General features: G+C 71.8%; 22 protein-coding genes and 1 riboswitch. Of the genes, 6 read left to right on the top strand and 16 right to left on the bottom strand.

Annotated elements, in window-relative coordinates; translation table 11 throughout:
* Nucleotides 1-100: 100 nt before the first annotated feature.
* The 9 genes from BM396_RS26185 to rho form a co-directional block, all read right to left on the bottom strand.
* A complete protein-coding gene (locus BM396_RS26185; protein ID WP_043386149.1) occupies nt 101-997 on the bottom strand; it encodes a TIGR01459 family HAD-type hydrolase in 897 nt (298 codons plus the stop codon).
* A 117-nt stretch (nt 998-1,114) separates the two neighbouring features.
* Entirely contained in the window at nt 1,115-2,344 is a 1,230-nt protein-coding gene (locus BM396_RS26180) for an extracellular catalytic domain type 1 short-chain-length polyhydroxyalkanoate depolymerase (protein WP_051976192.1), read from the bottom strand.
* A gap of 201 nt (nt 2,345-2,545) precedes the next feature.
* The gene (gene dnaQ, locus BM396_RS26175) at nt 2,546-3,268 is read right to left on the bottom strand and encodes a DNA polymerase III subunit epsilon (protein WP_043353861.1); all 723 of its coding nucleotides are present in this window, start codon (nt 3,266-3,268) and stop codon (nt 2,546-2,548) included.
* A gap of 71 nt (nt 3,269-3,339) precedes the next feature.
* Nucleotides 3,340-3,555, bottom strand: a complete 216-nt coding sequence (locus BM396_RS26170; protein ID WP_043353881.1) for a hypothetical protein — start codon at nt 3,553-3,555, stop codon at nt 3,340-3,342.
* A 66-nt stretch (nt 3,556-3,621) separates the two neighbouring features.
* The gene (gene coaE, locus BM396_RS26165; RefSeq protein ID WP_043386152.1) at nt 3,622-4,260 is read right to left on the bottom strand and encodes a dephospho-CoA kinase; all 639 of its coding nucleotides are present in this window, start codon (nt 4,258-4,260) and stop codon (nt 3,622-3,624) included.
* Entirely contained in the window at nt 4,257-5,105 is an 849-nt protein-coding gene (locus tag BM396_RS26160; protein ID WP_043353865.1) for a shikimate dehydrogenase, read from the bottom strand. The genes coaE and BM396_RS26160 overlap by 4 nt, the downstream gene beginning before the upstream one ends.
* A complete protein-coding gene (locus BM396_RS26155; protein WP_043386154.1) occupies nt 5,102-6,088 on the bottom strand; it encodes a cation diffusion facilitator family transporter in 987 nt (328 codons plus the stop codon). The genes BM396_RS26160 and BM396_RS26155 overlap by 4 nt, the downstream gene beginning before the upstream one ends.
* Before the next feature lie 12 nt (nt 6,089-6,100).
* Nucleotides 6,101-6,712, bottom strand: a complete 612-nt coding sequence (locus tag BM396_RS26150) for a Maf family nucleotide pyrophosphatase (RefSeq protein ID WP_043386158.1) — start codon at nt 6,710-6,712, stop codon at nt 6,101-6,103.
* 376 nt (nt 6,713-7,088) lie between these two features.
* Nucleotides 7,089-8,438, bottom strand: coding sequence for a transcription termination factor Rho (gene rho / locus BM396_RS26145; protein WP_043386160.1), 1,350 nt, complete (start codon nt 8,436-8,438; stop codon nt 7,089-7,091).
* Nucleotides 8,439-8,844: 406 nt separating this feature from the next.
* Here rho and BM396_RS26140 point away from each other — a divergent pair, with 406 nt between their 5' ends.
* The 5 genes from BM396_RS26140 (at nt 8,845) to hisG (ending at nt 13,647) form a co-directional block, all read left to right on the top strand.
* Complete coding sequence (locus BM396_RS26140) at nt 8,845-9,348, top strand: DUF3429 domain-containing protein (protein WP_043353871.1); 504 nt, start codon at nt 8,845-8,847, stop codon at nt 9,346-9,348.
* A 147-nt stretch (nt 9,349-9,495) separates the two neighbouring features.
* Nucleotides 9,496-11,043 (top strand): histidine--tRNA ligase, encoded by a 1,548-nt coding sequence (gene hisS, locus BM396_RS26135; protein ID WP_043386163.1) that lies wholly within the window; start codon nt 9,496-9,498, stop codon nt 11,041-11,043.
* A 78-nt stretch (nt 11,044-11,121) separates the two neighbouring features.
* Entirely contained in the window at nt 11,122-11,364 is a 243-nt protein-coding gene (locus tag BM396_RS26130) for a hypothetical protein (RefSeq protein ID WP_043353874.1), read from the top strand.
* Nucleotides 11,365-11,515: 151 nt separating this feature from the next.
* Nucleotides 11,516-12,658 carry an ATP phosphoribosyltransferase regulatory subunit gene (locus BM396_RS26125; RefSeq protein WP_043386166.1) on the top strand — a complete coding sequence of 381 codons (1,143 nt, stop codon included), beginning with the start codon at nt 11,516-11,518 and terminating at the stop codon, nt 12,656-12,658.
* Entirely contained in the window at nt 12,655-13,647 is a 993-nt protein-coding gene (gene hisG / locus BM396_RS26120) for an ATP phosphoribosyltransferase (protein WP_043386169.1), read from the top strand. The genes BM396_RS26125 and hisG overlap by 4 nt, the downstream gene beginning before the upstream one ends.
* Before the next feature lie 46 nt (nt 13,648-13,693).
* Here hisG and BM396_RS26115 read toward each other — a convergent pair whose 3' ends face one another.
* From BM396_RS26115 to BM396_RS26105, 3 genes are all read right to left on the bottom strand, one after another.
* Nucleotides 13,694-14,047 carry a lysozyme inhibitor LprI family protein gene (locus BM396_RS26115; protein ID WP_043386172.1) on the bottom strand — a complete coding sequence of 118 codons (354 nt, stop codon included), beginning with the start codon at nt 14,045-14,047 and terminating at the stop codon, nt 13,694-13,696.
* A gap of 67 nt (nt 14,048-14,114) precedes the next feature.
* The gene (gene hemJ / locus BM396_RS26110) at nt 14,115-14,546 is read right to left on the bottom strand and encodes a protoporphyrinogen oxidase HemJ (protein WP_043346260.1); all 432 of its coding nucleotides are present in this window, start codon (nt 14,544-14,546) and stop codon (nt 14,115-14,117) included.
* Between the two features lie 10 nt (nt 14,547-14,556).
* Nucleotides 14,557-15,708: a uroporphyrinogen decarboxylase gene (locus BM396_RS26105; protein ID WP_043346262.1), complete on the bottom strand. Its 1,152-nt coding sequence runs from the start codon at nt 15,706-15,708 to the stop codon at nt 14,557-14,559.
* A gap of 462 nt (nt 15,709-16,170) precedes the next feature.
* Here BM396_RS26105 and BM396_RS26100 point away from each other — a divergent pair, with 462 nt between their 5' ends.
* Nucleotides 16,171-17,001 carry a pyruvate, water dikinase regulatory protein gene (locus tag BM396_RS26100; protein WP_043346269.1) on the top strand — a complete coding sequence of 277 codons (831 nt, stop codon included), beginning with the start codon at nt 16,171-16,173 and terminating at the stop codon, nt 16,999-17,001.
* A 116-nt stretch (nt 17,002-17,117) separates the two neighbouring features.
* Here the strand turns inward: BM396_RS26100 and crcB are convergent, their stop codons facing one another.
* The 4 genes from crcB to BM396_RS26080 form a co-directional block, all read right to left on the bottom strand.
* Nucleotides 17,118-17,507: a fluoride efflux transporter CrcB gene (gene crcB, locus BM396_RS26095; protein ID WP_091955375.1), complete on the bottom strand. Its 390-nt coding sequence runs from the start codon at nt 17,505-17,507 to the stop codon at nt 17,118-17,120.
* An 83-nt stretch (nt 17,508-17,590) separates the two neighbouring features.
* Nucleotides 17,591-17,661: riboswitch (Fluoride riboswitch) on the bottom strand.
* Between the two features lie 182 nt (nt 17,662-17,843).
* The gene (locus BM396_RS26090; protein WP_043346263.1) at nt 17,844-18,353 is read right to left on the bottom strand and encodes a hypothetical protein; all 510 of its coding nucleotides are present in this window, start codon (nt 18,351-18,353) and stop codon (nt 17,844-17,846) included.
* 178 nt (nt 18,354-18,531) lie between these two features.
* Nucleotides 18,532-18,963, bottom strand: coding sequence for an EF-hand domain-containing protein (locus tag BM396_RS26085; protein WP_043346265.1), 432 nt, complete (start codon nt 18,961-18,963; stop codon nt 18,532-18,534).
* Between the two features lie 91 nt (nt 18,964-19,054).
* Nucleotides 19,055-20,320, bottom strand: coding sequence for a BatD family protein (locus BM396_RS26080; protein WP_043386193.1), 1,266 nt, complete (start codon nt 20,318-20,320; stop codon nt 19,055-19,057).
* Nucleotides 20,321-20,330: the final 10 nt, after the last annotated feature.

Below are 20,330 nucleotides of genomic sequence, written 5' to 3'. Positions count from 1 at the left end.
TTCACGCCCGCAAATCCACGCAATTTCCCGCGCGGTGTCAAGCTTGTCGCGGATTTCAGAGAGTTGGACTGACGGCAATACGCCGAGGTCCGGAAGGGCGCTACCAGACCAGCCGCTCGATCACCCCGTCCGGATGCACCGCCTGCCGGCCGAGCCACTCGGCCACGTCGCCCAGGCGGTGATGCGCGGCCGTGACGCCGAGTTCCTCCGCGTGGATGCCCCGGGCCACCAGCACGCTGGCGATGCCGAAGCCGCGGGCGCCCGCGATGTCGGTGCGGATCGCGTCGCCGATCGCCAGGACCCGCGCCGGATCCACCGGGGCCCCGGTGAGGGCCGCCCCCTTGGCGAGGGCCGCCTCGTAGACCGGGCGGTGCGGCTTGCCGGCATAGACCACGGGGCCGCCGATCTCCGCATAGGCCGCCGCGAGCAGGCCCGCGCAGGGGATCAGGCGGTTGCCGCTCTCCACGACGAGGTCGGGATTGGCGCAGATCATGGTCAGCCCGCGGGCGGCCAGACGCTCCAGCTCCGGCCGGTAATCGTCCGGGGTCTCGCTGCGGTCGTCGAACAGGCCGGTGCAGACGACGAGGTCGGCCTCCGATTCCGGGACGAGGCTGAGGTCGAGCCCCTGGAAGATGCCGAGGTCGCGCTCCGGTCCGAGATGCCGGATCCGGGCGCCCGGGCGCGCGGCGATCAGGTCGTGGGTGAGGTCGCCCGAGGTCAGGATCGCGTCGTAGGCCTCCCGCGGCACGCCGAACCGGTCGAGGATGCGGCCGACGCCGTCGCCGGGCCGGGGCGCGTTCGAGACGAGGACGACCCGGCGGGGCCACGCCCCCGGAAGGCCACGGAAGCGGATCAGCGCCTCGCCGGCGGCCTCGTGGGCCTTCTGGCCGTCATGCAGTACGCCCCAGACGTCGCAGAGGATCAGGTCGTACCGGTCGGCGACCTCGGCGAGACCCTGGAGGGTCGGGATCGGCGCGGGGGTGGCGGTCGCGGTCATGGAAGGTCCTGGATTCAAAAGGTCCGGGACCTTTTGTGGGTGCAGGGCAAAGCCCTGCGATACAGCAGGGCCGCGCCCTGACAACCCGCCAGAGTGCGCGGCCCTTGGGGAAACCCCTTACGGGCGCCGGGCCGGTCCCAGCCGGTGCTCGGCGAAGAAGTCGAGCATCGCCCGGGAGGCGTCGGGCCCCTCGGGGTCCGTGTAGCTGCCGTCGGGGCGGCCCCCGGACCAGGCATGGCCGGCGCCGCGCACCCGCCAATCCTCGACCACGACCCGGCCCGCCTCGTCCCGGTAGCGGGTGCGGGTGAAGGGGTGGCCGCGGCCCTCGAAGGTCTCGGACCGGGCGATCAGACCGGCGACGTGCGCCTGGGCCAGAACCTGATCGGCGTTGCGCACGCTCACCGTGCCATCGTCCTCGCCGTGGAAGATGATCGTCGGCACGCGGGTGGCCGGGGCCGGGCTGCCGAAAGCCGTGGCGGTGCCGAGGCCCGGGGCGCCGACCTGCATGGCCATCAGCGCCGAGCCGAGATCCCGGGCGCAGCCGGCCGCGAGGCCGGAATGCACGCCGACGGCGGCGAAGAGGTCGGGATAGGCGCGGGCGATGTTCAGGGCAGCGGCGCCCCCCGCCGACAGGCCGGCGATGTAGACCCGGGCCCAGTCGATCGGGTGCTCCGCCATGATGGCGCGGGCGAGGCCCGCGATGATCGCCGGCTCGCCCGTGCCCCGGCCCTGGTCCCGAGGCTCGTACCAGTTCCAGCAGCGCTGGGCATGGGCCTGACGGCTCTGGGCCGGGTAGGCCACGAACACGCCGGCGCGCTCGGCGAGGGTGTTCATGCCGGTGCCGGCGGCGAAATCGTCCGGATTCTGCGTGCAGCCATGCAGCATCACGATCAGCGGCGCGGCCGCGTCCGGATGGCTCGGGATGAACAGCTTGTACTCGCGGGTGCCGGCGGGCTCGGCATGGGTCAGGGCGACGAAGCGGCCCCCGGTCCCGCCCCCCCGGTCGGCGGGCGGCGGAGCGGGGTGCCGCAGCGGGTTGCCCAGGCCCTTCAGCACCGGTGCAAGGCCGCGCACGACCTGCCCCACCACCTCGCGCATCCGCGTCCCGGATTCCGCTGCGGGAATCTGCGGCACGGCCGACGGATCGGCGTGGTGCGGGGAAGCGTCTGTCGACGCGTGTTCAGCGGGTGCGGCCCTCTGGCCGGCAAGGCTGCGCTGGATCAGGGCGGTCGCCTCCTCGAGCCGGCCGAGGCCGGTCAGACGGGTGGCCTCGATCATGTCGGCGAAGGGCGACAGGCCGGTCTTGTCGTCGCGCTGTCCGTCGCGACTGCCGAAATTCTCGGTCATGCGTGCGCGCCTCACTGCCTCAATGTCTCTGTCACGGCCGGACCCGATGCGCCTGCGCCACCGCGCGGGCATCGCATGAGCCGACCCTCACCATCCTGCGAGATGATGTGTCGAGGATGTTTTGTGCATTGCAATAAACGCCCCTGTGCAATGCGACAACCGTCGGCGCCGCGCAGCAGGCTTAGGGATCAGACCGCCGGATCAGACGGGATCGTCCGCCCCGATATAGTCGGCCCAGATCGCGGCAGGACCGAGGCTCGCGCGGAAGCCGTCGTGGCGGGCGCGCTCCGCATCGGTAAGACGGCTCCGGTAGGGACGGGGCGCCACGGGGGCCACGGCCTGGACGGAAGATCCGGCCACCGGGGCGGCTTGCTCCGCGTCCAAGAGCCCGAGGCTGGTCTGCTTGCCCCCGAGGAGCTCGACATAGACCTCGGCCAGGATCTGCGCGTCGAGGAGCGCCCCGTGCTTGGTGCGCCGGGTGTTGTCGATGCCGTAGCGGCTGCAGAGGGCGTCGAGGTTGTTGGCCGCGCCCGGATGCTTGCGCCGGGCCATCGGCAGGGTATCGACCACGTCCTCCAGCCGGATCGGGGGCGGGGCGTTCGCGCCGAGCCGGGCGTATTCCATGTTGAGGAAGCCGACGTCGAAGGGCGCGTTGTGGATGACGAGGCGTCCGTCGGCCAGGAAGGCCAGCAGCTCGCCGACGATCTCCGCGAAGACCGGCTTGTCGGCCAGGAACGCGTCGGACAGGCCGTGGACATTGAACGCCCCCTCGGAGACCGCCCGCTGCGGGTTGCAATAGCGGTGGAAGCTCCGGCCGGTGGGGATGTGGTTGAGGAGTTCCACCGCGCCGATCTCGATCAGCCGGTCGCCTCCCTTCGCCTCCGTGCCGGTGGTCTCGGTGTCGAGGACGATCTCGCGCAGCATGGGTCTCGCGACTCGCGGGGTGGGGGCGGACCCTAGCCGGATAAGGCGGAGGGGTTAAGCTCCCGTGCGCCTCAGCGGGACGTGTTGCGGTAGACGCAGACGGGTCCCCGGTCCTCGTAGCCGCCCGGACAGGCGGTGACGCAGGCGCCGGCCGCGAACTTCTTCGGTGGGGGGCAGCTGGCGGCGTACTGGGCCTGCGCGGGCATGGCCGCCAGCAGCACGAGAAGGGTCGCGGCCCCGAGGCCGCCGGACCGGACCGGATCCATCCCGCCGGAGTGCCGCGCCATCACGTCCATCCTGCCGTTCGTGTTCCCCCCGGAACGCAACCGCAGATATTCATCCGCGCGGGCGTGTCATCCGGTGCCGTGGTGCGGCTCCGCACGATGCGCCGTGAGGCGCTCGACGATCCGCGCCACCTCGGCCTCGGCGGCGGGAAAACCCCGGCTCGTGTCGATGACGAAATCCGCCCGGGCGCGCTTCTCGGCGTCGGGCATCTGCTTGGCCAGGATCGCCGCGAAGGCCGCCTCGGTCATGCCGGGGCGGGCGAGCACCCGGGCGCGCTGGATCTCGGGCGGGGCGCTCACCACCACGACCGCGTCGCAGCGGCCCGCGCCGCCGGTCTCGTAGAGGAGCGGGATGTCGAGGACGACCAGCGGCGCCGCCGCGTGCCGCGCCAGGAAGTCCGTGCTGGCCGCCCGGACCAGGGGATGGACGATGGCCTCCAGCGCCGCCATCCGGTCGGGCGCGTCGAGCACCGCGGCGCGCAGCCGCGTCCGGTCGACGCCGCCGTCGTCGTCGAGCACGCCGGGAAAGGCCGCGCCGATCGCCGCGGCGGCCGCGCCTCCGGGCCCGTAGAGGGCGTGGACCGCGGCGTCGGCGTCGTGAACCGGGACGCCGCGGTCGGCGAACATCCGGGCGGTGGCGGACTTGCCCATGCCGATCGAGCCGGTGAGCCCGAGGATGACGGGTCCGGATCCGGCCTTCGGGGTCATCCGGCGAGATCCGCCACGATCCGGTCGCGCAGCGCCGGGGTGACGGCGGGGCGCGGGCCGAACCACGCCTCGAAGCCCGGCACCGCCTGGTGCAGCAGCATGCCGAGCCCGTCCACGGCCGCGAGCCCCCGGCGGCGCGCCGCCGCGAGGAGCTCCGTCTCCAGGGGTGCGTAGACGATGTCGGCCACGGCCGCCTCCGCCGGCAGGGGCGACAGGTCGATGGCGAGGGGCGGCTGGCCCTTCATGCCGAGGGACGTGGTGTTGACCAGGAGGCCGGTCCCGGCGAGCGCCGCCGGCAGGTCGTCCCAGGCGAGCGCCGCGCCGATGCCCGGCGCGAGCGCCGCCACCGCCTCGGCCCGGGCCGCGGTGCGGTTGGCGACCCAGATGCGCCGCAGGCCCCGCTCGGCCAGCCCGACCACGATCGCCCGCGCGGCGCCGCCGGCGCCGAGCACCAGGGCGGTGCCGCCCGCCCGCGCCGGCCAGGCTGCGCCTAAGGTGTGGTCGAGATGGGCGCAGAAGCCCGGCGCGTCGGTGTTGTCGCCGCGGATCCGCCCGTCGGGCTCGACCACCAGGGTGTTCACCGCGCCGATCGCCTTGGCCCGCGGCGTCAGGGTGTCGGCCAGCGCGAAGGCCGCCTCCTTGTGGGGGATCGTGACGTTGCCGCCCCGGAAGCCCGAATCCGGCAGGGCGCGGATGAAGTCCGGAAACGCCGCCGGCGGCACGTCGAGCCGCTCGTAGGAGCCCGGGATCCCGTGCGCGGCGAGCCAGTAACCGTGGATCAGCGGCGAGCGCGAATGGGCGATCGGGTGGCCGACCACGAAGGCGCGGGGATTCGCGACGCTCATGCCGCGCAATCCTGCGCGAGGCGGCAGGCCGGGCCGCCGGCCTCCTCGATCTGCAACGTCGCGTGGCCGATGCCGAACCGGGTGCGCAGGCCCTCGGCGGTCTCGTTGAGGAAGCCGTTGCCGGGGTGGCCGTGAGCCTGATGCCCCTCCGCCATCACGAGATGGACGGTCAGGGCGATGCTGGTGGTGCTCATGGGCCAGATATGCAGGTCGTGCAGGCCGGCAACGCCGGGCCGTCCGAGGAGGAAGCCTGTCACGGCATCGGGGGAGATCTGCGGCGGCACGGCGTCGAGGGACATCGCCACGCTGTCGCGCAGCAGGCCCCAGGTCGCCCAGACGACCAGAGCCGCGATGACGAGGCTGACCGCCGGGTCGAGCCAGGCGAAGCCGGTGAGCTGGATCACGAGGCCCGCGATCACGACCCCGGCCGAGACGGCGGCGTCGGCCGCCATGTGGAGGAACGCCCCGCGGACGTTGATGTCGCCCTTGGCGCCGCTGACGAAGAGCCACGCGGTGAGGCCGTTGACCAGGATTCCCACCGCGGCCACCACCATCACGGTCGTGCCCGCGACCGGCTCCGGATGGACCAGCCGGACCAGCGCCTCCCAGATCACCGCCCCCATGGCGATCAGCAGGACCACGGCGTTGAACAGGGCGGCCAGGATCGAGGAGCCGCGATAGCCGTAGGTGAAGCGCGCGGTGGCGCGGCGGCGCACCAGCAGGGCGGCGATCCAGGCCGCCGCGAGGCCCAGAACGTCCGAGAGGTTGTGGCCGGCATCGGCCACCAGGGACATGGAGTTGCTGAGATAGCCGTAGGCCGCCTCGATCACCACGAAGGCGGTGTTGAGGACGATGCCGATGGCGAAGGCCGTGCCGAAATCCTTCGGCGCGTGCGCGTGACCGCCGTGGCCGCCATGGGCATGGCCTCCGTGAGCGTGGCCTTCGTGGGAATGGCCGTCGTGGGAATGGTCATGCCCGGCCAAGGGGAGGCTCCCTCAAAAATCCAGAACCCCGGCCCCGCGCAGGCGGGCGAGGAGCGGCAGCAGCGGCAGGCCCAGCACGGTGCTGTGGTCGCCCACGACCGATTCGAACAGGTGGATCCCAGGCCCTTCGAGCTGGTAGCCGCCGACGCTCGACCGCACCCGTGCCTCGCCGGCACAGCCCACATAGGCCGCGATGGCCCTTTCATCGAGGGGGCGCAGGGTCAGCCGGGCGGTCTCCACGAAGGCGTCCTGCACCGCCCCGGCCAGGACCACGGCGGAATGCAGGGCGTGGGTGCGGCCGGACAGACGGGCGAGCTGGGCCCGGGCGGCCTGCGCATCGGCCGGCTTGTGGAACACGGTGCCGTCGAGATCGAGCACCTGATCGGCGCCGATGACGATCCGGCCGGGATGGCGCGCCGCCACCGATTCCGCCTTGGCGCGGGCGAGCACCAGGGCGAGGTCGGGCGGGGACAGGCCGGCGCACCCCGCTTCCAGGGCGCGCTCGTCGACATCCGGGGCGGCGGTCTCGACCGGCAGGGCGGCGCTCTCCAGAAGGAGGCGCCGGGTCGGGCTGGTCGAGGCGAGGAGGAGCGGATCCGGACCGGTCCAGGGCGAGCGGAGCATCGCGCCAGTGTCACGGATCCGGGGATCGGTGCAAGCCGGGGATCGCCCGGGCTGCGACGAGCCCCGCCGCCGGGATGGACCGGCCGGCGGGGCTGTCGCGGCGCCGATACGCAACCTGGCGCCCGAAGATGACCTTGGCAGGGAGGGGTTAGGAGACAGTCAACGGCCGCATCGCGGAGCCGGTCGCTTCCGTGCCGCGGCGGGACAGAGGCACACCAGCCCTCCAACCCTCCCCCTCATCCTGAGGTGCCGTAGCGCAGCGGAGGCCTCGAAGGAGGCCTCCGGATGCCCTGCGATCCCTGGAGCCCTCCTCCGAGGCGGCTGCGCCGCACCCGAGGAGGAGGCGACGGGTTGGGATGCCCGTTGAACCGGCGCCTCAGGTGTTCATCGAGTCGAAGAAGTCGCTGTTGCTCTTGGTCTGGCGCAGCTTGTCGAGCAGGAACTCGATCGCGTCGGTGACGCCCATCGGGTTGAGGATGCGGCGCAGCACGTAGGTCTTCTTGAGCGAATCCGGCGGGACCAGCAGCTCCTCCTTGCGGGTGCCGGAGCGGGTGATGTCGATCGCCGGGAAGATGCGCTTGTCGGAGACCTTGCGGTCCAGGATGATCTCGGAGTTGCCGGTGCCCTTGAACTCCTCGAAGATCACCTCGTCCATGCGCGAGCCGGTGTCGATGAGCGCGGTGGCGATGATCGAGAGCGAGCCGCCCTCCTCGATGTTGCGGGCCGCGCCGAAGAAGCGCTTGGGCCGCTGCAGGGCGTTGGCGTCGACACCGCCGGTCAGCACCTTGCCGGAGGACGGCACCACGGTGTTGTAGGCGCGGCCGAGGCGGGTGATCGAGTCGAGCAGGATCACGACGTCGCGCCCGTGCTCCACGAGACGCTTGGCCTTCTCGATCACCATCTCGGCGACCTGCACGTGGCGGGTGGCCGGCTCGTCGAAGGTCGAGGCGATGACCTCGCCCTTCACCGAGCGCTGCATGTCGGTGACCTCCTCGGGCCGCTCGTCGATGAGCAGCACGATCAGGTAGCACTCGGGGTGATTGAGGGTGATCGACTGCGCGATGTTCTGCATCAGCACGGTCTTACCCGTGCGCGGCGGCGCCACGATCAGGGCGCGCTGGCCCTTTCCGATCGGCGCCACGATGTCGATGATCCGCGGGGAGAAATCCTTCTTGGTCGGGTTGTCCAGCTCGAGCTTGAACCGCTTGGTCGGGAAGAGCGGCGTCAGGTTGTCGAAGTGGACCTTGTGCTTGATCTTCTCCGGGTTCTCGAAGTTGATCGTGTTGACCTTGAGGAGCGCGAAGTAGCGCTCGCCGTCCTTGGGGCCGCGGATCGGGCCCTCGACGGTGTCGCCGGTGCGCAGGCCGAAGCGGCGGATCTGGGTCGGCGAGATGTAGATGTCGTCGGGGCCGGGCAGGTAGTTCGAGTCGGAGGAGCGCAGGAAGCCGAAGCCGTCCTGCAGCACCTCGACGGTGCCCGAGCCGATGATCTCGACCTCCTTGGCAGCGAGCTGCTTCAGGATGGCGAACATCAGCTCCTGCTTGCGCATGGTCGAGGCGTTCTCGACCTCGACCTCCTCGGCGAAGGCCGTCAGGTCGGTGGGCGTCTTCGACTTGAGGTCCTGGAGCTTGACCTCGCGGACGCCCTCGAGGGCGGCGGGCATGGTGGGCGCATCGGCCGGCTCCGCGGTCTCGATGTCGGCGAGGGCGTCGGGGTTTGGCGTCATGGGGTGTCTTGCAACCGACGGAAGAGGTGGGAGGGCCGGTTCAGTGCCAGGCACCCGGGGGATGGGCGCCGAAGAGCGGGCCGCGCTGCGGCGAGGGGCCCGGGGTCAGATTGGCGAAACCGATGAGGCAGGACCCTCGCGGCTCACGGGCGCGCTGCGGCGCAGACCTTGTGATGAGGGCCCAGTAGAAATAACGCCTTTTTCGCCCGCACTCAAGGGCCCGGCGCGGGGTGCCGGCACGGGGACCGCAAAGGCCCGGCCGCAAGGGCCTCGCCGGGGCGCCGAGCCGGCGCTAGAGAGGCAAGCCCGCAGACGGGGTCATCGGAACCGGGCCGGCGCGCGGCCGTTCCCCGTCCCGGTGCTGCAGCGCAGCAGACCGTCCAACCGAGAGTCCCCCCTGACCGCCATGCGCGACGACGCTACCGGACGCACCCTCACCACGCGCGAGCCGCGCCGGATCCCCTGGCTCGACCTCGTCTTCGGCTTCGGCCCCATGGTGCCGATCGCCGTCGGGGCCGCGGTGGCGTGGTGGCTGAACGGCCAGCCCCTCGATTATCTGGTGGCGCTGTTCACCCTGCTCTATGCGGCCTCGATCCTGCTGTTCCTGGCCGGGGTGCGCCGGGGCGTCAGCTTCCGGACCGAGGGCGGCCCGCAGGTATCGCAGCTCGTGACGATGCTGATCCTGTACGGTCTCGGGCTGGCCAGCCTGTTCACGGCGGTGATGGGCAAGGCCGTGCCGGCGCTGGCGATGCTGATCCTCGGCTACGCCGCCATCGGGATCCTCGACCCGATCGCGGCGCGCGCCGGCGAGGTGCCGCTGGCGCATGCCCGCCTGCGTCCGCTGCAGATGCCGATCGCCGTGGTGAGCCTCGCGGCCCTGCTCTGGCTCAAGCTGACGGCGCCGTACTGAGTCCCGCCAATCGAAGCCCCGCCAACCGAATTCCCCTTTCGCGCGGCATGCTTTAGAGCCCGGCCAAGGGTTCTCCGCCCGGCGGAGACGATTCAAGATCCGATGCCGGACCCGGGCTCCGGGTCCGCGAGAAGCGAACGCGCGCACATGTCCAAGGCCGACACCCCCAAGGCCGAGAAGGCCGAGACCTTGAAGCCCCGCCTGCCGCGCGGCTTCGTCGACCGGCGCGCCGGTGAGATCGCCGCGCAGGGGCGGATGCTGGAGACGATCCGCAAGAGCTTCGAGCTCTACGGCTTCGAGGCCCTGGAGACGCCCTTCGTCGAGTACACCGAGGCGCTCGGCAAGTTCCTGCCCGACCTCGACCGTCCGAACGCGGGCGTGTTCTCGTTCCAGGACGACGACGAGGCGTGGCTGTCGCTCCGCTACGACCTGACGGCGCCGCTCGCGCGCTTCGTCGCCGAGAACTACGACGCCCTGCCCAAGCCGTATCGCAGCTACCGGGCCGGCTACGTGTTCCGCAACGAGAAGCCGGGGCCGGGCCGTTTCCGCCAGTTCATGCAGTTCGACGCCGACATCGTGGGCGCCGGCAGCGTCGCGGCCGATGCCGAGACCTGCATGCTGATGGCCGACACGCTGAACCGCCTCGGGCTCGGCGGCCAGTACGTGGTCAAGGTCAACAACCGGAAGGTGCTCGATGGCGTCATGGAGGCGATCGGGCTCGCCGGTCCCGACAAGGCCGGCCAGCGCCTGACGGTCCTGCGGGCGATCGACAAGCTCGACCGGCTCGGCGTCGACGGGGTGCGCGATCTCCTCGGCGCCGGCCGCAAGGACGAGAGCGGCGACTTCACCAAGGGCGCGGGCCTCGACGCGGCGGCGATCGGCCGGATCCTCGCCTACGTGTCGTTCCAGGCCGATGCCGGCGACGGCGCCGACAAGATGGCGTTCTGGGAGAAGTTCTTCGCCGGCTGGCACGACGCGGTCGGCGAGTCCGAGACCGGCCGGGCGGGCATCGCCGAATTGCACGCGATCATGCGCCTCTGCGCCGCCGCCGGCTACGGCCACGACGTGATCCGCGCCGATCCGAGCGTAGTGCGCGGCCTCGAATACTATACCGGCCCGGTCTACGAGGCCGAGCTGACGTTTCCGGTCACCAACGAGGACGGCCAGACCGTGCGCTTCGGCTCGGTGGCGGGCGGCGGGCGCTACGACGGGCTCGTCGGGCGGTTCCGGTCCGAGCCGGTCCCGGCCACCGGCTTCTCGATCGGCGTCTCGCGGCTGTTCTCGGCCCTGCAGCTCGTGGGCAGCCCTCTGCTCGCCGGCGCCGAGGCGCCCGGGCCGGTGGTGGTGCTGGTCCTCGACCGGGAGAACATGGCCGATTACCAGCGGCTGGTGGCGCTCCTGCGCGCCGACGGCATCCGGGCGGAGCTCTACCTCGGCGCCGCCGGCATGAAGGCGCAGATGAAATACGCCGACCGCCGGCGCGCACCCGTGGCGGTGATCCAGGGCTCGAACGAGCGTCTGGCCGGCGAGGTCCAGATCAAGGACCTGATCGCGGGTGCCCAGGCGGCCGAATCCATCGCCAGCAACGCCGAGTGGAAGGCGGCGCGGCCCGCGCAGATCTCGTGTCCGGAGGCCGATCTGGTGGCGCAGGTCCGCGCCGTGCTGGCCCGGCATTTCACGGCTTCGGAGACCTGAGGCGCGCAGGTCGAACGCGGCGGCTCCGGCGGCGTTATCCTCGGTCGGTTCCGTGGAGGGGTCGGGGGAGATGTCGGGATGCGCGCGAAGATCCTCATCCTGTCGGCCGGCCTGATCTGCGCCGGGACAGGCCCCGTCTGGGCCGCCCGGCCGGTCCTCGACCGGTTGCCGAGCGCCGTCGCCCAGGCCACCCCCGGGACCGGCAGCGCCCCCGTCCTGAGCGCCGGGATCGCCGGAGCGCCGGCCCTGACCGTGATCGCCCGCCGCAAGCCGGTCCGGCGCCCCCGCGGGGCGCGTCTCGGCGGCGGCCGGCCGCTCTGAGCGGCTGCTCCGAGCGGGTGAAGTCTGTGGCGCCGTAGCGCGTATCGGTCCGCGGTACGGGGACCTGCGCAGTCCTGCGCACCGCACCGCCCTGCGACGTGTCGCCAAGTCCGGCCACGGTTGCTACAGAGCGCCCGCGAGGATGGATCCGATGACACGACCGGAGGCAGGCGAGACGGGGGCGGGGGATGCGGCGCGCACGCGGCTGCTCGCGCATTTGGCGGCGGCGGGCTATCGGCCCGTGACGCCGCCGGTGCTGCAGCCGCTGGAGCCGTTCCTCGAATTGTCGGGCGAGGACATCCGCCGGCGGATCTTCGTCACGCAGGATGCGGGCGGCGCCGAGCTGTGCCTGCGGCCGGAATTCACGATTCCCGTCTGTCGCCTCCACCGGGCGGAGGCCGACGGGCAGGTGGCCGATTACAGCTATTGCGGTCCGGTCTTCCGCCTCGCCGCCGACGAGCCCGACGAGTTCTTCCAGGCCGGCATCGAGTCGATCGGGCGCACCGACACGCCGGCCGCCGACGCCGAGGTGCTGGGTCTCGCCCTCGAGGGCCTCGCCCTGTTCGGCCGGACCGATCCGGCGGTGCGGCTCGGCGACATGGGGCTGACCGTGGCGCTCCTCGACGGCCTCGCGGTCCCGCCCGCCGCCAAGCGCCGGACGCTCCGGGCGCTGGCCGCCGGGCGCTCGCTGGACGTGGTCACCAACGGCGCCGAGGGGACCCGCCCGGAGGATCCCCATGCGGGCCTGCTGGCGGCGATCCAGGGCCAGGACCCGCGGGGCGTGCGCGCCTTCGTGGAGGACGTGCTGGCGATCGCCGGGATCTCGGCGGTGGGCGGGCGCAGCGCCGGCGAGATCGCCGAGCGCTTCCTCGCCAAGGCCTCCGCGCAGGCCCATGGCGGGGCCGGGCTCAACGCCGAGAACCGTGCGCTCCTCGACCGCTACCGGGCCATCGCCGGCCATCCGGATGCCGCCGCCCGCGACCTGCGGGCGCTGGTGGCCGACGCGGGCATCCGCCACGACGCCCTCGCGGCCGCCCTCGACCTGTTCGAGGAGCGCACCGGCTTCATCGCGGCCCGCGGGCTGCCGATCGAGCGGTTCCGCTTCCAGGGCGGCTTCGCCCGCAACCTCGACTATTATACCGGCTTCATCTTCGAGGTGACCGAGGGGCAGGGCCCGATCCTGGTCGGCGGCGGCCGTTACGACGGCCTGCTCGGCCATCTCGGCAGCCCAGCGCCCCTGCCCGCGGTGGGCTGCACCTTCTGGATCGCGCGCGTGGCGGGAGCCGGCCGATGAGTGCTTCGGACGCGACCGCCATGCCGCTGATCCTCGCCGTGCCATCCAAGGGCCGCCTGCAGGAGAACGCCAGCGCGTTCTTCGGCCGGGCCGGTCTGAAGCTCGCCCAGGGCGCCGGCGCCCGCGACTACCGGGGCAAGCTGCTCGGCGTCCCCGATGTCGAGGTGCGCTACCTCTCGGCCTCCGAGATCGCCGCGCAGCTCGCCTCGGGCGCCGCCCATCTCGGCGTCACCGGCGAGGACCTGATCCGCGAGACCCTGCCGGACGTGCGCGGCCAAGTGGAGCTGCTGACGCCGCTGGGCTTCGGCAACGCCACCGTGGTGGTCGCCGTGCCCCAGGCCTGGATCGACGTGCGCGACATGTCCGACCTCGACGAGGTCGCCGCCGGCATGCGCACCCGCCACGGGCGGCGCCTGCGGGTCGCCACCAAATACGTGAATCTGACCCGCCGGTTCTTCGCCGAGAAGGGCGTCGCCGATTACCGGATCGTCGAGAGCCTCGGCGCCACCGAGGGGGCGCCGGCGGCGGGCTCGGCCGAGATCGTGGTCGACATCACCACGACGGGGGCGACGCTCTCCGCCAACGCCCTGAAGGTGCTGGACGACGGCATCATCCTGCGCTCGGAGGCGAACCTCGTCGCCTCGCTGAAGGCGCCCTGGGGCGAGGGCCAGCGGGCGGCGCTCCGCACCGTGCTCGGCCGCATCGCCGCCGAGGAACGCGCCCGGACCACCCGGGAGGTGCGGGCCGCCCTGCCGGAGAGCGGCACCATCGACCTCGCCACCCTGGCGGGCCTGCACGAGGCCGAGCTGCCCTACGGCGCCCCGAAGGGCCCGGAGGGCGAGATCGTCCTGCGCTGCCCTGAGGGCGCGGTGTTCGACCTCGCCGGCGCCCTGGTCGAGGCGGGGGCGCGGGCCGTGACGGTGCGGCGGGTCGACTATGCCTTCGCGGCCGAGAACCCGCTGGCGGAGCGGCTGCTGGCGCGGCTCTGAGGAGGGCGGACCGTCGTGGTGGTGTCCTTGCGGAGCACCGCGACGGCTACGGGCCCTGCTTGGCGAATTCGGACAGCACCCCGCGCAGCACCTTGAGCCGCCCGTCGTAGGCGGCTGTCAGGCAGGCGACGTCGCCGCTGCAGGCGCGCCGCTCCGTCAGCCACGCCTCCTGATCGTCGCGCAGCTTGGCTTGGCCGCCCATGGGCAGCACGCTCTTCAGGATCTCGAACCGGGTCGCCATCTCGACGTCCCGGTCGTTGAGCGGGAGATGGGCACAGATCGCCTTCTCGTCCGGAGCCTCGGCCCTGTCGCACGGAAAGCTCGCGGCCCGGGCAGCCGGGGCGGCGATCGGAGCCGCGAGGGCGGCGAGGGCCAGGGCGAGGACGAGCGGCTTCGGCATGGCCAGGCAACGGCCCGGCGGCGGAAAGGCTCCGCGCAGCGCGGCAGCCGGGTGAATCGACCCGGGATCAGAAGCCCGGCTTGACGATCGCCAGGATGACGATGCCGATCATGAGAAGCGTCGGCACCTCGTTGAGCACCCGGTAGAACCGATGACCGCGGGTGTTCCGGTCGGCGGCGAAATCCTTGACCATCCGGGCGAGCCAGCCGTGGATACCGGTCATCGCCAGGACCAGCGCGAACTTCGCCTGGAGCCAGGGGCTCGCATAGAAGCCGCTCATCCAGGCGAGCGCCACCCCGAACAGCCAGGTGGCGATCAGGGCCGGGTTCATGATCGCCTTGAGCAGGCGGCGCTCCATCACCTTGAAGGTCGCGCTCTGCGCCTCCGAGCCCGGCGGCAGGCTCGCATGGTAGACGAACAGCCGCGGCAGGTAGAGCATGCCCGCCATCCAGGCGATCAGGCTGATCACGTGGCCGGCCTTGATCCAGTCGTACAGCACGGGCGCAGCCTCAACCCTGGCCGCGGAGCCGGGCGAGCATCCGCTCGACATGGGCCACCGGCGTCTGGGGCGTGATGCCGTGGCCGAGGTTGAAGATGTGCGGCCGGCCGGCGGTCGCCTCCAGAACGGCATCCACCGCCGCGTCGAGGGCCGCGCCGCCCTCGATCAGCGTCTCGGGATGGAGGTTGCCCTGCGTCACCGTGGTGGCCGGCACCGTCGCCCGCAGGGCCTTCAGGTCCACCCCCCAGTCGACGCCGACGGCATCGGCGCCGGTCTCCGGCACCACCCGGGCATGGCCGTCGAGGCCCGAGCCGCGGGCGAACACGATGATCTTGGCGCCCGGCACCCGGGCGCGGACGCCCGCCACCATCCGGGCGATCGGCTGCAGGGACCAGCGGGTGAGGGCGTCCGCCGCGGGGGCGCCCGGCAGGGCGCTCTCCGCCACGTCGCCGACGGGCTCGACGGTGCCGTCGGAGGTCGGCACGGCGAGGGGCAGCGTGCCGGCATGGGACTCGAAGATCTGCACGGCGTCGGCGCCGGCCTCGAGCTGGCGCACGAGGTAATCGGTCTGCACCGTGACGAGGCGGTCGATCAGCGCGTCCACCAGCGCCGTGTCGCCCTCGGCCAGCGCCCGCGCGGGGGCGAGGTCCGGGGTGCCGCGACCGCCGATCATGTAGCTCGCCACCGTCCAGGGGGCGCCGCAGAAGCCGAGCAGCGTGGTCTCGCCGGGCAGTTCCGCGCGCAGCCGCGTCACCGTCTCGAAGACCGGTGCGAGATGGGTCATCACCGCCGGGTCGCCGGCCTCGCGCAGCTTCGAAAAGGCCTCCCGGCCGTCGAGGGGATCGAGGCGCGGCCCCTCGCCCTCCACGAAGCGCACGTCCTGACCGAGCGCATGGGGCACGACCAGGATGTCCGAGAACAGGATCGCGGCATCGAAGCCGAACCGCCGGATCGGCTGGAGCGTCACCTCGACGGCGAAGTCGGGGCTGTAGCAGAGGTCGAGGAACGAGCCGGCCTCGGCCCGGGTCGCCCGGTATTCCGGCAGGTAGCGGCCGGCCTGCCGCATCATCCAGGCGGGGGGCGGACCGATCGCCTCCCCGTCGAGGACGCGCAGCACCTTCCGCTCGGACTTGCGCTCCGTCCCCGTCATCGTCGTTCCCATCCCGTATCCGTCATCCCGCATGCCCGTCGGCGGGCCTCCTGTCGAGTCGAGGCGCGCCGATCCCCACACAGGCCCCTTCGAAAAGAAAAGAGAGAATCTAGGACTCTGTTTTTTCTCTTGGGGGGCCGAATCACGGGGGCACAAAAGCGTCCACAGGCGGTCCCCGGCGCCGCGCCGTTAACGAGGCTTTAAAGGATTTGCTCCATCTTGCGAGAACGACCAGATCCGACAGCGCCTTGGCAACGCCGAGTCGTGTGCGGAACCCGGACGCGTCCCGGATTCTCCCAGTGAGGCGGAATCCATGCGCCCCGATCGTCTGCCTGTGAACGGCGGAGTCGATAGCGCGCACCGGTATCGCCCTGGACCGGCCCGGCGGGGCATCCTATCCACACTCATCGACTCCCCTGGCGGCCGGCGGTGGACAACGTGGCGCCGCGAATGGCGACCGCAGAGGCGATCGGAATGGGCCGCAGCTACTTCCACCTCCACCTCGTCTCCGACTCCACCGGCGAGACGCTGATCAATGTCGGGCGCGCGGCGGCCGCGCAGTACGAGGGCGTGTCGGCGATCGAGCACGTCTATCCGCTGGTGCGCTCGGCCGCGCAGCTCGACCGGGTGATCTCGGAGATCCGGGCGGCGCCGGGTCTCGTCCTCTACACCCTGGTGGGGGGCGACCTCGGCGAGCGGCTGGAGGAGGTCGCGCGGGAGACCGGCTCGCCCTGCCTGTCGGTGCTGCGGCCGGTCCACGACCTGCTGCGCGCCTATCTCGGCGCCGAGACCACGGCCCGGCCCGGCGCCCAGCACATGCTGAACGCCGAGTACTTCAAGCGCATCGACGCGATGAACTTCACCCTGGCCCACGACGACGGCAACCTGCCGGAGGATCTCGAGGACGCGGACGTGATCCTGCTCGGCGTCAGCCGGACCTCGAAGACGCCGACCTCGATCTACCTCGCCAATCGCGGCCTCAAGACCACCAACCTGCCGCTGGTGCCGGGCATGCCGCTGCCGCCGGCGATCGAGCGCGCCCGCAAGCCCCTGGTGGTCGGGCTGTTCGCCTCGCCGGAGCGGATCGTGCAGATCCGCCAGAACCGGCTCTCCAGCCTCAACGCCGACGAATCGTCCCTCTACGTCGACCGCTCGGCGGTGGCGGACGAGATCACCGCCTCCCGCCGGCTGTTCACCCGGAACCGCTGGCCGACCATCGACGTGACGCGCCGCTCCATCGAGGAGACCGCGGCGGCGATCGTCGACCTCTACCGCGACCACCGGCTGAAGTTCATCGCGGATTGAGAGGGGTTTCCGAAGGGCTCAGCCCTTTGGCGGGGTTCGGGGGCGGAGCCCCTGAACGACCCGGGCTCCGCCCCGGAGCCGCAAAAGCTCGCAGCCCTTTTGAAGCCGGGACGGCCTCAGCTGCCGCTCAGGACCGCCCGCACCAGGGTGAGGCCCGCCACCAGCCCGATCAGGCCGGTCGCCACCGAGGCCCCAACGTAGAGGGCGGCGGCGGCGGTCTCGCCCCGGTGGTACAGGCTGATCGCGTCGAGGGAGAAGGTCGAGAAGGTGGTGAAGCCGCCGAGCACGCCCGTGGTCAGGAACAGCCGTGCCGGGTGACCCGCCGCGCCGCGCAGGGCGAAGCCCTCGGCGAGCACGCCCATCAGGAACGAGCCCAGCACGTTGATGATCAGCGTGGCCAGGGGGAAGCCGAGGCCCGGCAGCAGCCGGGCGACCGCCACGTTGATCCCGTGGCGGCACCCGCCCCCGAGCCCGGCTCCGACAACGACGATGAGGGTGTTGATCATGCCGGCCCTTCCTGTTCGGTCGGGCAGCCACGTCCTGTCGCGGCTTCGGCGCACGGCCCCACCGCGGACGGCTGAGGCGCGCCCGTGCGGTAGGAGCCATCAGCCCGGCCTCCGAGTCGGGCGGTTGTCGGGGCGCTCCATCCCCATCGGGACAGGCTTAGCGCAGGATGCCGGGAAGGGGAATCCGGTTTTCCGGCTCCCGCGCTGGTGGGTCGGGGGGGCGCGGCGGGTTCACAGATCGGTTCGGATCGGCGCGGGTCCCCTCCCGTGCGGGAGAGCGGACCCGCGCCCTGTCATGAACCCACCGTGCTGGATCGATCGGCGAAGCCGCAAGGCTCAGCGGGCGTAGGCGAAGTGGCTGCGCTGCTCGATCTGGGCGGCATAGAAATCCTCGACCACCTCGCGGACCACCTCGGCCAGCTCGTCGCCCCGGTGCTCGTCGAGCTGGATGTCGCTGCCGACGGTCCGGCCGATGGCGCAGCTCGCAGCCCCCGGCACGAGGCGCTCGTTGTAGCGCTGGTTCAGGCCCGAGACCGAGATGTAGTTGCTGCCGCCGAGTTCCGGACCGTACTTGATCTTGATCTTCTGCTCGGTGTCGGTCCCGCGCAGCCGCGCGCAGAGGCTGATGAAGTTGTCCTGATCGATCTTGGCCTCGAGGCCGGTGATGCTGCCGTGGACGTTGTCCTCCTCGTTGAGCACCTCGGCCATGAGGTTCAGGACGCCGACCACCGGCTCCAGCGCCCGGGCGCCTTCCTCCAGGAGTTTCTTGCGGAAGTCGTTGCTGCGGGCATCCGCCTCCTGCAGCCGCGCGCGGAACCTGTCCTTGACCTCGTTGGCGCGTGCCATCGCGCTCCTCCCTGGTGGTTCATCCGATGCTTTGCCGCCCGGATGACCGAAACCTACGAGGCCAATTCAGATGACGCAAGATAGTGCAAAATATTGATGCCTGCCCAGAACTTGAGCCGTTGCACAGGAATAATACTTGCTCATGGACTGTGCAACGGCGGGTCTCCGGGATCCGCGCCTATTTCAGGAGCTGCAGCAGGCTGCGTCCGGCCGGGGTCTTGAGTTCCTTGGCGTCGAGCGTGCCGTCCTTGTCGGGATCGGCCGCCTTGAAGCGCTGCTCGACCAGGGCGAGGTATTCCTTGCGGTCGAGGGTGCCGTCGTTGTCGGTGTCGGCGGCCTTCAGGTCCGTCTTGCTGACCCGGCCCTTCAGCTCCTTGGCGTCGACGGTCCCGTCCTTGTCGGTCTCGGCGGCGTCGAAGACCTTGCCGGCCGCGGCCTGGGCCTCGGCCAGATCGATCGTGCCGTCCTTGTCGGTGTCGACCATCTTCAGCGTGCGCTCGGTGCCGGAGGACCGGGCGAAGGCCGCCGACGGCAGCGCGGTGGGGACGACCAGGCCGAGGACGAGCATCGCGGCCAGCGCACATGCGGGTCTGTTCAGGATCGCGGGCATGAACGAAATCTCCGGTGGCGATCAGCGCCGGCAGCCCAAGCCGCCATGCGGCGCGCCGTTCCCGGAGGCGCGTTCACAAGCCGACGATCAGTCAGCGGGCCGGACCGTCGAGGGGGGCGAGCCGGTCCGGTTCCCGGGCCGCGGCGGCGACCGGTTCGGACCGGGACAGGGCGTTGGCCAATGCCCTCAGGTCCGGGACCGGCGCGCCCGATGCGCCGAACACCGACCGGTCGAGAGCCGCGAAGGATGCGACAAGACCGGGCCGCGCCCGCCAGATGCGAGCCAGGTCCGGCGCTTCCCGCATCGCCGTGTCCAGGACCGCGCGGAACCCGGCGGGATCTCCGGAACGGGCCGCCGCCTGCAGCGCGCGCCGGGTCGGGCGGGACAGGCGCAAGGAGGGCCGGCCCAGGCCGAAGCCGATCAGCGCCAAGCCCAGCCCGAAGGCGGCCAGCGCCGAGGCGGCGACCACGAGCGGCGAGGGGATCGCGGGGGGCGCCCGGTCGGTCTCCCGGTCGGGCAGGCCGCCGCCGATCTGCCGGGCCGGGATCTCGGTCTCGCGCATGGTGCGGGTGTTGGTGTCGAACCACGGGATCGCGATGGCGTCGAGGGGGATGATCTCCGGCACGCCGGGCTTCACGTCCCACTGGTAGGTGGCCCGCGCCACGGGGCCCGAGGGGGTCAGCAGGGTCTCGCGGGTGACGGGGCCCGCGAAGGTGATGATGCCGCGGGTGCGCATGACCGGCCGGGGCGGCAGGCCCTCAGCCACCATACCCTGCGCCTCCAGGGTGACGATCCGGCGGGTGGTCTCGCCGACCTTGATGGTCTCGGGATCCGGGCTCCAGGAATCGGTGATCGCCACGTCCTTGGCCGGCAGCCACCAGGGCTCCTTGGCGTCGGGGCCGCCGCTGGGCTCGGTCCATTGTGCGACCGGGAAGGGGATCGGCTTCGAGCGCACCTCGACCACCCGCCGCTCGCCGACATCGTTGACGGTGAGCTTGTGGGTGAACGGCTCGATGGTGAACTGCCCGGCATGGTGCGGGAAGACCGCCACGGTGCGGTCGAACGCGATGGCGCTCTGGCCGTCGGGAAGCTTGGTCTTGCTCCAGTGATCCCGGCCGAGCTGCGTCCAGGAGAAGTTGGCAAGGGAGGGCTGCACCACCTCCTCGAGCAGGATCGGCTGCTTGTAGACCCCGTGGATCTTCAAGAGCACCATCTCGCGGGAGAAAGGCGCGCTGTTGCCGTTCAGTTCGGCGGTCACCGTCAGGGTGAGGTCGCCCGGCTCGATCTCCGCGCGGGCGGGGAGGGGAGCGAGGAGGGGAGCGAGGAGGAGGAGCGCGCGGGCGCGCCTCTCGAAGATCCCAGAAAAA

This window comes from Methylobacterium sp. UNCCL125, assembly GCF_900116795.1.
Taxonomy (GTDB): domain Bacteria; phylum Pseudomonadota; class Alphaproteobacteria; order Rhizobiales; family Beijerinckiaceae; genus Methylobacterium; species Methylobacterium fujisawaense.
This window is presented reverse-complemented; position numbering and strand designations above follow the sequence as displayed.